This window comes from Roseateles depolymerans (assembly GCF_003387155.1).
GTDB lineage: Bacteria > Pseudomonadota > Gammaproteobacteria > Burkholderiales > Burkholderiaceae_C > Roseateles > Roseateles depolymerans.
Map to the genome: position 1 here is coordinate 159,282 of NZ_QUMT01000001.1, position 14,593 is coordinate 173,874.

General features: G+C 66.9%; 14 protein-coding genes. 7 read left to right on the forward strand and 7 right to left on the reverse strand.

The features are described 5' to 3' along the window. The first annotated feature begins 145 nt into the window (after positions 1–145). The 4 genes from DES44_RS00645 to DES44_RS00660 all read left to right on the forward strand — a co-directional run bounded on the left by DES44_RS00645 (position 146) and on the right by DES44_RS00660 (position 5,362). Complete coding sequence (locus tag DES44_RS00645; RefSeq protein WP_058936649.1) at positions 146–925, forward strand: MBL fold metallo-hydrolase; 780 nt, start codon at positions 146–148, stop codon at positions 923–925. 183 nt (positions 926–1,108) lie between these two features. After that, positions 1,109–1,729, forward strand: a complete 621-nt coding sequence (locus tag DES44_RS00650) for a DUF4124 domain-containing protein (RefSeq protein WP_058936648.1) — start codon at positions 1,109–1,111, stop codon at positions 1,727–1,729. Between the two features lie 135 nt (positions 1,730–1,864). Next, complete coding sequence (locus tag DES44_RS00655) at positions 1,865–4,111, forward strand: TonB-dependent receptor (protein WP_198164832.1); 2,247 nt, start codon at positions 1,865–1,867, stop codon at positions 4,109–4,111. 12 nt (positions 4,112–4,123) lie between these two features. Further along, entirely contained in the window at positions 4,124–5,362 is a 1,239-nt protein-coding gene (locus tag DES44_RS00660; protein WP_058936647.1) for a PepSY-associated TM helix domain-containing protein, read from the forward strand. 47 nt (positions 5,363–5,409) lie between these two features. Here DES44_RS00660 and DES44_RS00665 read toward each other — a convergent pair whose 3' ends face one another. From DES44_RS00665 to DES44_RS00690, 6 genes are all read right to left on the reverse strand, one after another. After that, on the reverse strand, positions 5,410–5,625 hold the full coding sequence (locus tag DES44_RS00665) for a hypothetical protein (RefSeq protein ID WP_083525879.1): 216 nt from the start codon (positions 5,623–5,625) through the stop codon (positions 5,410–5,412). Positions 5,626–5,677: 52 nt separating this feature from the next. After that, complete coding sequence (locus DES44_RS00670) at positions 5,678–5,893, reverse strand: cold shock domain-containing protein (protein ID WP_058936646.1); 216 nt, start codon at positions 5,891–5,893, stop codon at positions 5,678–5,680. A 267-nt stretch (positions 5,894–6,160) separates the two neighbouring features. Then, positions 6,161–6,424, reverse strand: coding sequence for a hypothetical protein (locus DES44_RS00675; protein WP_058936645.1), 264 nt, complete (start codon positions 6,422–6,424; stop codon positions 6,161–6,163). 236 nt (positions 6,425–6,660) lie between these two features. Then, on the reverse strand, positions 6,661–8,904 hold the full coding sequence (gene yccS, locus DES44_RS00680; protein ID WP_232309850.1) for a YccS family putative transporter: 2,244 nt from the start codon (positions 8,902–8,904) through the stop codon (positions 6,661–6,663). A gap of 205 nt (positions 8,905–9,109) precedes the next feature. Beyond that, entirely contained in the window at positions 9,110–9,964 is an 855-nt protein-coding gene (locus tag DES44_RS00685; RefSeq protein ID WP_058936644.1) for a transglutaminase-like domain-containing protein, read from the reverse strand. Next, entirely contained in the window at positions 9,961–11,154 is a 1,194-nt protein-coding gene (locus tag DES44_RS00690) for a zinc-binding metallopeptidase family protein (RefSeq protein ID WP_116001242.1), read from the reverse strand. Before DES44_RS00690 ends, DES44_RS00685 begins: the two co-directional genes overlap by 4 nt. A 201-nt stretch (positions 11,155–11,355) precedes the next feature. Between DES44_RS00690 and DES44_RS00695 the strand changes: the two genes are divergently transcribed. Both DES44_RS00695 and DES44_RS00700 read left to right on the forward strand, forming a co-directional pair. Next, entirely contained in the window at positions 11,356–12,660 is a 1,305-nt protein-coding gene (locus DES44_RS00695) for a putative DNA modification/repair radical SAM protein (protein WP_083525878.1), read from the forward strand. Continuing rightward, a complete protein-coding gene (locus DES44_RS00700) occupies positions 12,657–13,496 on the forward strand; it encodes a TIGR03915 family putative DNA repair protein (RefSeq protein ID WP_058936642.1) in 840 nt (279 codons plus the stop codon). The genes DES44_RS00695 and DES44_RS00700 overlap by 4 nt, the downstream gene beginning before the upstream one ends. Positions 13,497–13,564: 68 nt before the next feature. On the opposite strand, the gene DES44_RS00705 is transcribed toward DES44_RS00700, so the two are convergent. Next, positions 13,565–14,167 (reverse strand): tetratricopeptide repeat protein, encoded by a 603-nt coding sequence (locus tag DES44_RS00705; RefSeq protein WP_058936641.1) that lies wholly within the window; start codon positions 14,165–14,167, stop codon positions 13,565–13,567. 191 nt (positions 14,168–14,358) lie between these two features. Here DES44_RS00705 and DES44_RS00710 point away from each other — a divergent pair, with 191 nt between their 5' ends. Continuing rightward, positions 14,359–14,571, forward strand: coding sequence for a hypothetical protein (locus DES44_RS00710; protein ID WP_058936640.1), 213 nt, complete (start codon positions 14,359–14,361; stop codon positions 14,569–14,571). Positions 14,572–14,593 lie beyond the last annotated feature (22 nt).

The following is a 14,593-nucleotide window of genomic DNA, read 5'->3' on the forward strand; positions in this document are numbered from 1 at the left end:
GAAGACACCGTCCGAGCTACAACGTCGAATACCGAATCCAGCCCCAGTCTTTACTTCGGGCTTTGGGCCCTAGAGGGAGTCGCGGGGTCTAGTTTCGGACCTGCCATTCGGCCTTGGGCAGGTATGCAAAGTATCAGACACCGTGATGCAGGGGACCAGCCCCGCACAAATTGGCGAGGCCCTGGACCGAAAATTCCTCAGCAGGCCACCGGCCGGATCCATCAACGCCTTCCTCATCCATACCGGCAAGAAGCTGATCCTGGTCGATGCTGGCGCCGGTGCGCTGTATGGCGACTGCTGCGGCCAGGTCGAGCGGCACATCCGCGCTGCCGGTTATGCACCGGAGCAGGTGGACCTCGTGCTGCTCACGCATCTGCACAAGGATCATGTGGGCGGCATCATCCACAACGGCCGGGCGGTGTTTCCGAATGCCGTCGTGAGAGCGTCAAAGGCCGATATCGACTACTGGAACTCGGAGGCAGACAAGGCGCGAGCGCCGTCATTTCTGTCGACATTCTTCGACGCTGCGGTGACGTCCCTCGCGCCTTACAAGGCGTCGGGTCATCTGCGGGCCATTGAAGGCGCGGGGTCGATCGATGAAGGGGTGTCCGTGGTCGAGTCTCCCGGGCACACCCCAGGTCACTTGAGCTATGCCTTCTCGAGTGAGGGCCAGACGCTGCTCGTCGTGGGCGACCTGGTGCATGTGGGGGCGCTTCAGCTTCCGCATCCGGACGTCACCGTGACCTATGACTCCAGCGCGGTGGCCGCGCGCGAGAGCCGCATCAGTCTTTTCTCATCCGCTGCCAAGAGCCGGACGCTGATCGCCGCGGCTCACCTGTCGTTCCCGGGCGTGGGGCACATCCGCAAGGTCGGCGCGGCGTTTGAGTGGGTGCCATTGAACTATGAGGCCGCCCCGGCCCGGTAAATGATGGGGACTGGCGGCGGTGGCGTGCTTCAGCGCTTCGCGCGCAGGTGCTGAAAGATCCTGTGACGCCCATCCGCAACACCCGTCTCACCCTCAAGGGGGAGAGCGGGTTCCCTCTCGCGGCGGGAGCCGAAAGCGCTTCCACAATGCGCGTTCACATTGGCTCACAAATCTGACAAATCCATGCCCGTGCGCGTCTGGCTGCTGGTCCTCCTGGCCTCAATGGCCCTGTCCTTCTCTGATGGCGCAGCGGCTGCCACCTTCCGCTGCACGTCGGGCACCGGGCAGGTGTATTACTCGGATCGCCCCTGCGCCGGACCATCCGACGCTGCCAACGGCTCCACCAAGCTGGGCACCGCCGGCCCGGTGGACACGGGCCAGACCCAGAGCCGCTCCTACAGCTACACCCCGACGGTTCCGAAGCCGCCCGAGCACGCCAAGTACCTCACTGGTCCATGCGCCCAAATGGAAGAAGCCATCCGGACCGCACCCGTGCGAGGCATCCGCGGTGACACGCTGCGCAGTCTGTATGAGGACTACCGCACCCGCTGCGAGTTCCAGGTCCGTGACGCCCAGGAAAAGCTCTATGCGGAGCGGCGGGAGCAGGACCGCGCGCGCATCGAGCAGCGTCAGGCGGCCGCAGCGCAGCTCGCGGAGAGCCAGCGGGTGGACAACCAGTGCGCCAATATGCGGGCCGTCATCGCGGACAAGCGGGCCAATCTGGCGTCGCTGAACGACCGCCAGCGCGAACTGCTCCAGACCATGCAGGACAACTACAACCGCACCTGCCTTAATCGGCACTGATGCGGCACTGGTGCCCAAATAAGAGCAATTCTCAACAACGGATAGAATCGCCCGCCAAGGGGCTCAGCCAACCGTTGTGGCGGACTAGCCGGTGGCCCTGTCCACCCCACCGAGTCTGCTCTTCGAGAGTCCTCCATGCAGTTGCGTTTGAATGCGCTGGCCTGGGCCAGCGTTTGTCTTTTTGGTCTGTCCTCCACCCAGGCGCAAACGGCACAGGCCGCGCCGACTGTGCCCACCACACCGGCTACAGCGGCCACACCGTCGGTTGAGCCGGGCGCCGCTGCCACCGAGGGCATCCCCGCCAACGGCCCCACCGCCCCAAGCGCCCAAACCGCCCAAACCGCCCAAACCGCCCAAACCGCCCAGACGCTGGGACAGGTCGTGGTCACAGCCACCCGGGGCGCCAAGGCGCTCGAGAAGATCCCCGGCGCCGTCAGCGTCATCAGCCGGCAGGAGATCGAGGCCCAGGGCCTAGTCAGCGAGGACCCCAGCGCCTTGCTCGCGTTGCAGATCCCCGGCTACGCGCCCTCGCGCCAGAAACTGAGCAACTTCGGCGAGGGGCTGCGCGGCCGCAATGCGCTGCTGCTGCTCGACGGCATTCCCCAGACCAATCCCCTGCGCCTGGGCGGACGGGAAGGCTATTTCGCCGATCCGATGATCGTCTCCCGCATCGAGGTGGTCTCCGGCGCATCCGCGGCGCAAGGCATGGGCGCCACCGGCGGCATCATCAACACCATCACCCGCCGTCCGACCGAGCCGGGCACCCGCCAGACGGTCGAACTCAAATACGGCACCCAGTTCCATGGCGACACCGCCAACTGGAAGGCCGGCTACATGGTCGAGCACAAGAGTGACTTCGACGTGGTGGCCTACGTCGGCGCCCGGACGCAGGACATTGGCGTGGACGGTGCCGGTCGGGCGCTGGCCACCGAGTCCCTGCACCAATCGGCCGACGGCTTCCTCAAGATCGGCAAAGATTTCGGGCCTCAGCGCGTGCAGTTGATGCTGAACCGCTACCACGCTGATGGCTTTGACGACCGGGTGGATGTGCCCGGCAACCGCGCCACCGGCCAGCCCACCACCTCGGCTCGCGGCACATTGCCCTATGAGGCGCCGCGCAATGAGGTGCGGTCCGCCAGCCTGGAATGGACCCATTCGGATCTGGCGCAGGGGGCTGCCTCCGTGCAGCTCTTCAAGCAGAACTTCAGTGCCCGCTACAGCGGCGGCGTGATCACCACCTTCCAGGATGCGAGCATCGCGCCCGTCGGCACGCTGGTGGACCAGAGCGAAATCAAGGCCGACAAATGGGGCGTGCGCGCCAGCTGGGTGCGTCCGGACCTGTGGACGCCGGGCCTGGAACTGACGCTGGGCACCGACTACCTGGACGACGAATCCCAGCAGCGGCTGACGCAGACCGGCCGCGTCTGGGTGCCGCCGATGGCCTACCGCAGCCTCGCGCCCTTCGGCCAGCTCGAATATGAGTGGGGCCCGTTCACCGTGCGCGGTGGCCTGCGCGACGAACACAGCCGCCTGCGGGTGGACGACTACAGCACCCTGGCCTATTACGGCAGCCGCGCGGTGCAAGGGGGCGAGCGCAGTGCCAGCAAGCTGGTGAAAAACCTTGGTGCGGTCTGGCGCTTCGGCCAGAGCGGCTGGTCGAGCTTCGTGTCGTACAACGAGGGCTTTGGATCGCCGGACGTGGGCCTGATCCTGCGGGCGGTCAACACGGCGGGGCGCTCGGTCACCACGCTGGTGGACCTGCAGCCGATCCTGACCGACAACGTCGAGGCCGGGCTGGCCTGGCGCGGGGCACAGGGAAGCGTGTCTGCATCGGTCTACCGGTCGCATTCGGACCTGGGCAGTCAACTGGTGGTGAGCAATGGCATCGGCTCGCTGCAGCGCGTGCCGATCACCGTGCGCGGTTTCGAGATCAGCGGTGAATGGCGGCCCACGCGGGACTGGCAGCTCACCGGCAGCTATGCCTTGACCCGCGGACGGACCGCCAGCACCGCCGGCGGCGCGCTGGACCTGGACCTCGGCGCACGCTCGCAGGGTCCGGACAAGCTCGTGCTGGGCGCGCTCTGGCGTCTGGCGCCGGGCTGGCAGGCGCATTGGACCCAGTCGGTGTATTTCTCGCGGGACGCGAACGTGGGCAAGTTCTCCGGCAAGACGTCGCTGGAGGAACGCTTCAAGGGGTACACGGTGTCGGATGTCTCGGTGAGCTGGGATTCACCCTGGGGCCAACTGGGCGCCGGCATGGAGAACCTCTTTAACCGTCGCTACCTGACCTACTACTCGCAGGCCAACTATTCGGGCACCAATGACGACTACTACGCCGGTCGCGGTCGTTCACTGACGCTCAGCTGGCGTCGAAGCTTCTAAGGAGACGGTGTGTTGCGCAAGGGATTGAGCTGGCTGCATCGCTGGGTGTCGCTGATGGCGGGACTGGTGCTGGTGGTGCTGGGCCTGAGCGGCAGTCTGCTGGTCTGGCAGGCGGAGCTCGATGCGGCGCTCAATCCTGGCTGGTTCCGTGCGCTGCCGACGTGTGATGGGGCCGGTGTCGCAGGCACTGCCCAGGACCGTCCCGTGGCCCGTGTGCTGGCCTTGCTCGCGCAAGCGGCTCCAGGTCGCCAGGCCGGCATCGTCGTGGCACCGCATGAAGCGGGAGCGGCCTATCAGGTGTGGGAACGCCGCGACCGGCAAGGCGTGCGTCGCGAGCATTTCATCGACCCCACCTGCGGACGGTATCTGGGCTTTCGCGACCGCGGGCTCGTGCGATGGGACGCTGCCCACTTCGTGCCGACGGTCTATGAACTGCACCGCTATTTCTGGAGTGGCGAGAGCGGTGCCACCGTGGCGGGGACCGGCGGACTGGTGCTGTTCGGACTTGGCCTGACCGGCCTTGTGCTGGCCTGGCCGCGGCAGGCGCTGCGCTGGGCATCGTGGCGCCGTGTGCTGACCATCCGGTGGGACTCAGCACCCGCGCGGCGCTGGTACGACGTGCACCGCACCGTGGGGCTTTGGCTGCTGCCGGTGCTGCTGCTGATCAGCCTGACCGGCGCCGCGCTGGTGTTTGGCAACACGGCACGTGCGTGGGTCGCTGCCGTGCTGCCAACGCAGGCGGATGTCCGCATGGCTCGTGCCAAGACGACCTCCAAGGCCACGCCCGACACGACACCCAGCACGATCTCAAAGGCCGACAAGACCGACAAGCCGGACACCCGCCTAAACGACCAGGCCTCCCCGGACGACTGGGTGGACATGGCGCAGCAGCAGTTTCCTGCCGCGCGCTGGAGCCGCGTGACGATGCCGGTCGGCAATGGTCCTGTGGAAGTGAGGCTGCTGCAGCCCGGAGAACCACGCGCCGACACGGGCAACACCCGCGTCCGGCTGAGTCCTCAAGGCGTCGTGCTGAATCGCTACGACCCACTGAACGCGCCCGCCGGCAATGTGCTGCTGAACTGGCTGTTCCCGTTGCACAGTGCCGAAGCGTTTGGCGCGGTGCTGCGCGTGGTGTGGAGTGTGTTCGGACTGCTGCCCACGCTGCTGCTGGGCACGGGCCTGTGGCTGTGGTGGCGACGCCGCCGGGCGGTGGCCCGGGCGCGGCCCGACGCGGCATTGCGCGCAGCCTGATCGTCACCGCCGGGGCGCCCGGCTTGCGTGCGCCCTGGCTCAATCCATCAGTGGCGACGCGCCCAGTTCGCCCCTTCGGTGGTGGCGTAACGCAGGGCCGAAGCCGACGACGGGAATTGGTGGGTGAAACGCCAGACGCGATCGGTGCTGGACGCGCCAGAGCCGGATCGAATCGAGACTGACGCGACGAAGTGGCCTTCAGTGGCGGCGTGGCTCATGGGGGAGACGGTATAGCGTCCCACGGCAAGATTCTTGTGTTGCATATTGTTCTTGTAAGAGAAAGAGAAGAGAGAGGGCCGACCTGCGGCCCCGGCGTCACAAGACGCGGATGTTGGTCGCTTGCAGGCCCTTGAGGCCGTTCTTCGATTCGAATTCAACCTGCGCGCCTTCGGCGAGGCTGCGACGGGCATCGTCGCTGCGGATTTCGCTGTGGTGGGCGAACAGGTCCTTGGAGCCGTCAGACGGGCTGATGAAGCCAAAGCCCTTGTCGTCGCTGAACCATTTCACGGTGCCGGTTTGCTTGGTGGTCATGATGTGTCCTTGAAGGATGAACGAAAGTTCCCGGCATGCGGACGCACACAGGGTAAGACACACGCAAGAACTGACAGCGGGGGGTGATGCTGAAGCGAGCCGCTCGCAGGAAGGGGTCTTGGGGAGACCAGCGGGGCCGCAGAAAAAGACCTCAGAGGAAAGGTCTTGGGCGAATCTATGGAGCCGACTCTAACACGTGAGCTGCGGCAAGCAGGTGACCTTTTGTGAAAAGGGCCATTGCCGGTGCAATGCCACGGCGCGCGGCGCTCAGGCCAGCAGGGGATGCTCTGGACCGTCCTGCGCGATCCAGCCGTTGGCGCCGCGATCAGGGTCCAGCGCCAACTGGATGGCGTGCGCGGCGCCCGCCATGTCCGCGGCAGACGCGTGCACGTAGAGCTCACGCCGCTGCGATGGCTCCGGCCTTTGGAAGACGATGTCCCCGACCCGCTGGCCGGCACGTCCCACCGACACCTGGTCGAACGACGTGATGCGGAGCCCGCGAAGGCTCGCCAGGTGAATGCGGATCAGCATGCTGACCTCGCGCGGGACTGGATGAGTGACGGCATGTCCCGATTCCTTGTAGGTCTGGCCATGACATATGGCCAGAACAGAGGCGCCAAGCGATCAAGGCGAGCACGCTGGGACGCTCAACAAAGGTGAGAGCGCACCAAGGACGTCGGGTTGACAACCTCACGGTCTATGCGTGCATCGTACGCCTTGAACCCGGCAGGCCAGGAAGTATTTGCGGTCGGAGTCCCCTCATCCTGTCAGCGGAAGCGGCTGAGCCGCAGATCGCCGGCAGCGCCATCGCCCGCACCGTCCACGTCGTCTTGCGGCGGCGCCACCAGGGCGACCGCCTGCGCATGCAGCTCGGGCAGCAAGCGCAGGCTCAGCGCGAGCTGGGCCTGGACCAGACGCAAGGTGTCAGCGCCTGGCTCGGAAGCCGATGCCGGCGTCATCAGGGCGGTCATCAGATCCTGCGGCAGGTCCAGATCTTGCGCCACGCCGGGCGGCTGCGCCTCGAGCGCGTTGGCCATCGATTCCAGTGTCGTGACCAGCAGGTGAGCGGCCCGAGATGGGGCGGCCTCGTCCGACAGCGCCAGCCGCTGGTTGCGATGCGCGCCGAGTGCCGAGAGATAGTTCAGCAGCGTGTGCGACAGCACCAGAAACCGCATGCCCTGCGGCGCCAGCATCCGCGCGCGCGCCGGCTCCAGCCGCATGGCCGCCAGCGCGCGGGACAGGGCGCCGTCCGCCAGATGGGCATTGCGGCGGGCCAGGCGGTAGGCCAGGTGGTCCCGCTTGCCCGACTGGTACTGCGCCATGATCTCGCGCAGGTACTGGGCCTGGGCGCGCGCCGCCTGCCCCGCCAACCGGTGCAGTTGATGGGACTGCCAGCTCGGCAGGATCAGCCAGACCGCCAGCCCTGCAATCACGCTGCCCGCGACCGTATCCAGCAGGCGGGGCAGGATCAGCCCGAAACCGTCGCCGGCCTGGTTGAAGGACAACAGCACCAGCGAGGTGATCGCCGCCGTGGCCAGCGTGTAGCGGGTGTGGCGGGTGGCAAAGAACACCACGCCGGCGGCCACGGTGAATCCCGCTTGCAGCAGCAGGTCGGGGAACAGGCGCAGCAGCGCCCATCCCACCACCAGCCCCAGCACCGTGCCGCTGATGCGCTGCGCCAATCGGGTGAGGGTGGCGCCGTACTGGGGCTGGCAGACAAACACGATGGTCAGCAGGATCCAGAAGCCGTGGCTGTCGCCAGTACTGAGCATGACCGCATAACCGGCCGTCAGTGCCACCGCCAGACGCAGCGCATGACGCAGCAGCGGGGCGCTCCAGTTCCATTGGGCGCGCAGCCGCTGCCAGGCTTCGGAGAGGCTGCGGGGATCGCGGTCCAGCAGGGTCGTGTCGGCGGACTGTTCGGGGGGCTGGAGGGCGCTGGAGAGCGAGCGGTCCAGCGCGCTCAGGTTGGCGGCCAGGCCGCGCAGGGCCGCGAGCCCTCGCGCTCGACCTTCGGTCCAGGGGCCGGGCGTCTGTTCCACATGGCGCAGCGCCTCATGCAGATCTTCGATCGCGTGCGCCGTCGTGCCGTGCCGTTTCCATGGCGGCTGCCGCCGGATGTGGCGGGCCAGGCTGCGGCAGTCCCGCCCGAGCAGCGCCAACAGCCGCTGGCAACGGTAGAGCACGTCGCTGTGGAAGAACTGCTGGGACAGGACTTCGTAATGCTCGTGGGAGGAACTGGTGCGTTCGTGCACGTCCTGCGCCACCAAGTAGGCCTGCATCGCTTCCCGCAACCAGGGCGCGGGTGTGCCGGCACCGCTGCGGCTGAACAGCGCTTCCTTGCAGCGGCTCAGGGCGTCCACCACGCGGCCGCTCTGCAGGGCCAGCGCCACGCGACGTCCTTCCAGATCGGCGCCGCGCACGGGTTCGAGCAGGCCGGACTTGAGGCGCAGATATTCGCCCAGGCTTTCATAGACGGCGGCCAGGTGCTGGCGCACGGGCGGCGTCGGCAGCAGCGCGGCCCACAGGACGGAGATGGCCCCATACCAGGCGGCGCCCAGCAGCAGGAAGGCGATGGCTTCGACCGCATGGGGCTTGGACGACAGCGACGCATAGATGGCCAGCACCAGCGTGGCGAAGGCCATGGTGCGATAGCGCTCGCCGAGTGCGCCGAGCAGGGTCAGGCCGACGGCGGCGGCCGCCAGCAGGCCCCCGAGCAGCCACGGGTGCCCCAGGCTCGCCTGAACGGCCAGCGCCATGACAGCAAAGCACAGCAGCGTGATGACCTGCACCCGCAGCCGGCCCTGCCAGCTGTCATCGGTCTCCGCCAGCGCACTGGCAATCACGCCCAGCAGCAGCGGCAAGGCGGCGGACATCCGCCCCGCCCACCAGCAGCCGGCCATGACGCAGGCCAGGGCCAGCAAGGCGCGCAAGCTGCCGGACACGGCTTCCCGTTGCCACAGTTGGTAGGCCCACTGTCCCCATCCCCGCACTTCGCCTGCACTCAGCACTGTCTTACCTTTCCTGGCCTGTCTGACCCCTCTGACGCCCGGGCCTCCAGAAAGCAAGTATCAAGCCGACAAGGTGGCCTACGGTGCAAGTGCCGACAAATTCGTCACGCCGATGCACGGCGTCGGTGTGAAAGGATGGATCGACAAGGCATGCCGGACGTCGAAGCATTCTTGAACGAAGCGTTCACCAGATGCTGCATGTGAGTCATGCTGTGGACAGCGCTTCCTCCACATGCCGCGGCAACTCCAGCCCCGGCCCTTCCACCGCCTTCACGCGCACCAGCGGTGCATAGTCCGAGGTCACATCGCCGAAGAGCATGGCATAAGGCACATCCGCTGCGTCGCGGCCGGTGCCGATGCGCAGATAGCCCATGGGAATGCCCAGGCCCGACGGGTCGAACACATACCAGCGCTGGCCCAGCCACACTTCCACGTAGGCATGAAAGTCCATCGGCTTGCCCGCGTCCGCCCCGAAGTCCGTGCCGGTCACATAGCGGGCCGGAATGCTCAAGGCGCGGCACAGGGCGATCATCACGTGGGCAAAGTCCCGGCACACCCCCACGCGATCGGTCAGCGTCTCTACCGCGGAGGTGCGGGTGGTCGAGCCGCTGCTGGCATAACGCAGCTTCTTGCGCACCCAGTCCCGCACCGCCACGACCCGCGCATAACCCGAAGGCAGGTGGCCGAAAGTTGCCTCCGCAAAATTGATCAGCCGGTCCGACTCGCAATAGCGGCTCGGCATGAGGTAGAGCAGCACGTCGTGCGGCAGGCCGGCCACATCCGCTTCCGCCAGCGGGGACGTTGGCTCCAGCACGGGCTGGGCTGCTACCTCCGCCTCATAGGTCAGGTGGAACCGCCCCGCCGGCGCCTTCACGCTGATCAGCCGGTTCGACGACCCGGGCACCTCCCGCTCATGCCAGGTCGAGCCGGGCGTCAGCTCCATGCGTTCCTGCGCCACCTGTTGAAGTGCCGTGACCGCCGGCTGCACGTTGAACAGCAGGCTGGCCCGGGCATCCTTCACCAGATAGTCCAGCTCGAAGTGCAGTTGCATCCGGATCATGCTGCCACCTCCGCGGGCCCGCCTGCTGCCACCGTCGCTGCCCCCCACGCTGCCGTCACCTCCGGCTCCGCCCCAAGCGCGCCCCGCACATGGGCATCGATCAGGCAATGGATGAAGTGCAGCTTCGCCACCGCCGCCGCCGGCAGCACAAAGGGATAGAAGTCGGGCTGTCCCATCGCGCGGGACATCTCGTTCATCACACAGGTCACCGCCACCCAGTCATGCAGCAGCGTCAGGAATTCCGCGCCGGTGGGGTGATCCTCCCGCCACAGGTCGCTGGGCTTGAATGGCGAGACGCTGGGCTCCTGTCGCTCGTGCCCCTCCAGCCACTGGGCGTCCGCCACCAGACCGAAGCTCTGGGCGGTGTCCAGCGTATCGCGCAGGTGCAGGTAGTGGCCCCAGCTCTCGGCCCAGTCTTCCCAGGGATGCGCGCCCGCATAGGCGGAGATGTAGCGCCGCTGCCAGCCCTGCACCGGTCCCTGGGTGTAATGGCGCTTCAGCGCGGCAGCGTAGTCCTCGCGGTCATCGCCAAACAGCGCCCGGCAGGGTGCCAGCCACTCCGTGCCGGCCACCAGCCGGTCCCAGTAATAGTGCCCGACCTCGTGACGCAGATGCCCCAGCAGGGTCCGGTAGGGTTCCCCAAATTGCGCCCGAGCCCGCTCCCGGTAGGCATCGTCCGCTTCCTCGATGTTGATGGTGATGACGCCGGTGGCATGGCCTGTCATCACCGGCATGCCGGGCTGTGAATGCAGCAGGTCGAACGCGAGTCCGCGCTGCGGGTCGTCCGCCTTCGGAACCACCGGCAGACCCAGTCCCAGCAGGTGGGAGACCAGTCGCCGCTTGGCCGCTTCCACACGGCGCCACAGCTCGCCATTGCCGGGGTACGAGAGGTCCGGAATCATCCGGCTCAAGCGGCAGCTCAGGCACAGCGGGGCCGTGGTGCCGCCGTCATCCCGCACCAGCCAGTTGCAGCCAATGGCGCTGGAAAAGTTCTGGCAGCGGCGATAGGTGACCGACGGATTTCCGTCCAGATGGAAACGGTCCGGCGCCTGCGTGGGTCGCATGGCGCGCAGCGCCCCCTCGTCCGCCACATAGCCCAGCGCCGAGCCGCAGGACAGGCAGGAGGAGTTGCGGAAGAACACAGGCTTGCCGCAACTGCACTGGTAATTTCGAGCCAGCGTGGACGTCATGAGGGCACCGGGAGCGTGGAGGGAATGAAGGAGTGCTTCACAGGCAACCGTCACGCCTGCCCGTGTGAACCGACACGCCTGCCTGCATGAATCCTGAGTCAATGTGGCGACACGCGGATGAATACCCACATCGCAAGGCTTGCTGACACAAACAAGTTGGCAAAGCCTGTATATTCATCCAGCAGTTTTGACAACACTTCCATGGACACCCAACGCAAGCTGGCCATCCTGGCCGACGCCGCCAAGTACGACGCCTCCTGTGCCTCCAGCGGGACGGACAAACGCGATTCGTCCAAGGGCAAAGGCATCGGATCCACCGAAGGCATGGGCATCTGCCACAGCTATGCCCCGGACGGCCGCTGCATTTCGCTGCTCAAGATCCTGCTGACCAACCATTGCCAGTACGACTGCCTCTACTGCGTGAACCGCGCCTCCAGCAATGTGGCGCGGGCGCGCTTTCGCGTGGATGAAGTGGTGGCCCTGACGCTGGACTTCTATCGCCGCAACTACATCGAAGGGCTGTTTCTCAGCAGCGGCATCGTCAAGAGTCCGGACTACACGATGGAGCAGGTGGTCGAGGTGGCGCGAGTGCTGCGGGAAGAGCACGATTTCCGCGGCTACATTCACCTCAAGACCATTCCCGATGCCAGCGAGGACCTGCTGCAGCGCGCCGGCCGCTATGCGGACCGGCTGAGCATCAACGTCGAACTGCCCACCGAACAAGGCCTGCAACAACTGGCCCCGGAAAAGGACGGCGTGGCCATCCGCCGCTCGATGGGCCGGCTCAAGCTGCACATCGACGATGCCAAGGAGGCGCGCAAGTCGTCCGCGGCGGTGCCCATCCGCGTCATTCCCGGGGCGGGGGCCCGACCGGCCAAGCCGCCGCGGTTTGCGCCGGCGGGCCAGAGCACCCAGATGATCGTCGGCGCCGATGGCAGCGATGACCGCAGCATTTTGCGCAGCAGCGCCACGCTCTACGGCACCTATCGCATGCGCCGGGTCTACTACTCGGCCTTCAGCCCCATTCCGGATGCATCCCGCGCCTTGCCGCTGCAGGCGCCGCCGCTGGTGAGGGAGCACCGGCTCTACCAGGCGGACTGGCTGATGCGCTTCTACGGCTTTGGCCATGAGGAGATCGTGGACGACGGCACCGGCCTGCTGCGCCTGGACGTGGACCCGAAACTGGCCTGGGCGCTGGCCCATCCGGAGCGCTTTCCGGTGGACCTGAATGCAGCGCCCAAGGAACTGCTGCTGCGGGTGCCGGGCCTGGGCGTGGAGTCGGTGGGAAAGCTGCTGCAGGCCAGGCGCCTGCGCCGCATCCGCGCGGAAGACCTGCAGCAGATGAAGGTGGGGCTGCGCAAGGTGCTGCCGTTTGTGGAGGTGGACGGGCACCGGCCTCGCGGTGACGTGGGTGAGCATCTCCTTCGGCAGTGGGCGGCCCCCGCGACGTCGGATCGTGCTCATGCACCCACTCATGCACCCGTTCAGTTGGGGCTGTTCGCATGAGGCGCGTCGTTCTGCAAGGGCCGGCGGACGTGGCCGGTTTTCGTCGCCAGGCACGAGCACTGGCGGCGGCAGATGTCCCGCCAGACCAGGTGGTGTGGGCCACGGTCGGGCAGGCCGACGACTTGTTCAGTTCGATGCAGGACGAGGACGCCGACACCCCGCCTGCCGCGTCATCCCGCTTCACCGTCCCGGCCGGTTTCGTGCGCCTGTGTGACGCGGCGCTGCTGCACAGCGACCCCCAGCGTTTTGCGCTGATGTACCGGCTGCTGTGGCGCCTGAAGCAGTCGCCCTCGCAGTGGATGGACACGCTCGATCCCGAACGCCGCCGTGCCGATCACATGGCGCGCGACGTCCGCCGGGCCATCCACAAGATGCATGCGTTCGTGCGCTTTTTTCCTGTGCAGGACGATCAGGGCGAGCAGTACCTCGCCTGGTTCGAGCCGCCCCATTTTGTCGAGGAAGCGGCTGCGCCCTTTTTTGCGCGACGCTTTGCCAACATGCGCTGGGCGATCCTCACGCCGCGCTGCACCTTGTCGTGGGATGGACAGACGCTGACCACCGGGCCGGCCGGCCGACGTGAAGACGTGCCGCCGATGGATGCCGGCGCCGAACTCTGGCTGACCTATTACCGCAGCATCTTCAATCCAGCGCGGCTGAAGGTGTCGATGATGGAGAAGGAGATGCCGCGCCGGTACTGGGCGAATCTGCCGGAAGCGGCGCTGATCGACCCGCTGATCGCGCAGGCCCACGAGCGCACCACCGGCATGCTGACCGCTGACGCGACCGAGCCTCGAAGAATCCGGCCGATGCGGCCCGTGGATCGCAGCGGCGACTGAATCAACGCCGCACGCAAAAAAGCGGGCCTGCCGCCCGCTTTCCAACTCCTGCGCCGCGCGCGCCGGGATCAGTTGATCGGGTCGGCCTGCACCGGCTGCGCGATGACTTGGCTGTAGGCCCGGAAATGACGGGCCGAGCGGCGCGGCTCGCCGATGTCCTCATACAGCAGGCCCAGCTCATAGTGGGCATCGCCCAGCATCGGATCCAGGGCCAGCGCACGATGATAGGCATGGATGGCCTGCACGCTGCGACCGGCGGCGGACAGGACGCGCCCGGCCTGCAGCTGCAGCAGGGCCACGTCGCTGCACCAGCCCAGCGCCTGGTCCACCACTTCCAGCGCGTCGTCATGGCGCCCCTGGCGGCTGAGCAAGGCGGTGAGGTCGGCGAAGGCCTGGACCTCGCAAGGATTCTGCGCAATCGCCTGACGAAGCTCGACTTCGGCGGCCTCGTCATCGACCGGATCGGTCAGGCGGGCCAGGTCTTGCAGCTCCTCCACGGCAGCATCGGTCCAGCGACGGGCCAGACCCATGGCCTGCACATCTTCCGCCCGGAAGCACAGCGACATCAGCACACTTCCCGCTGCCACGGCGTCGGCATTGGCTGCCTGCACCGCGGTGGACGGCGCGTTCAGGGAAGGGCTGTGAGCACGGGCTTGGGCTTGGGCGTTCATGATGGCGGCTTCGATGTCGTTGGGAGTTGCCGCTACGGTATCTGTCCGTCTTGCCCGGGACTGCCAGCGGATGCGGCGTTGTCTTGTAGGACAAGAGGAAGTCCGCCCAGAGGCATGCCGTTTGCCGTCAAGGCCGCCTGGGATCGGGTCACGCTGAGTGATCCAGCCCCTTCAACAGAAAGCGAATCACCATGGATAAGAACTGGAGTACCCAAGTCATCGCGCATGTGGAGAACGGCGACTTCGACGGCGCCCTCAGCATGATTCAGCACTGCGCCTCGCAGCCGCTGCTGGACGAGCTGAAGGCGGCGCTGGCCCGCACGGGCCTGGACCATGGCGCCGGGGCCGCCCGCCTGCTGGGCGCGGTGCTGGAGCGCCAGATGGCGCTGGAAGCGCGGGCGTGAATCGGAGGCTTGAGCCGGGAGC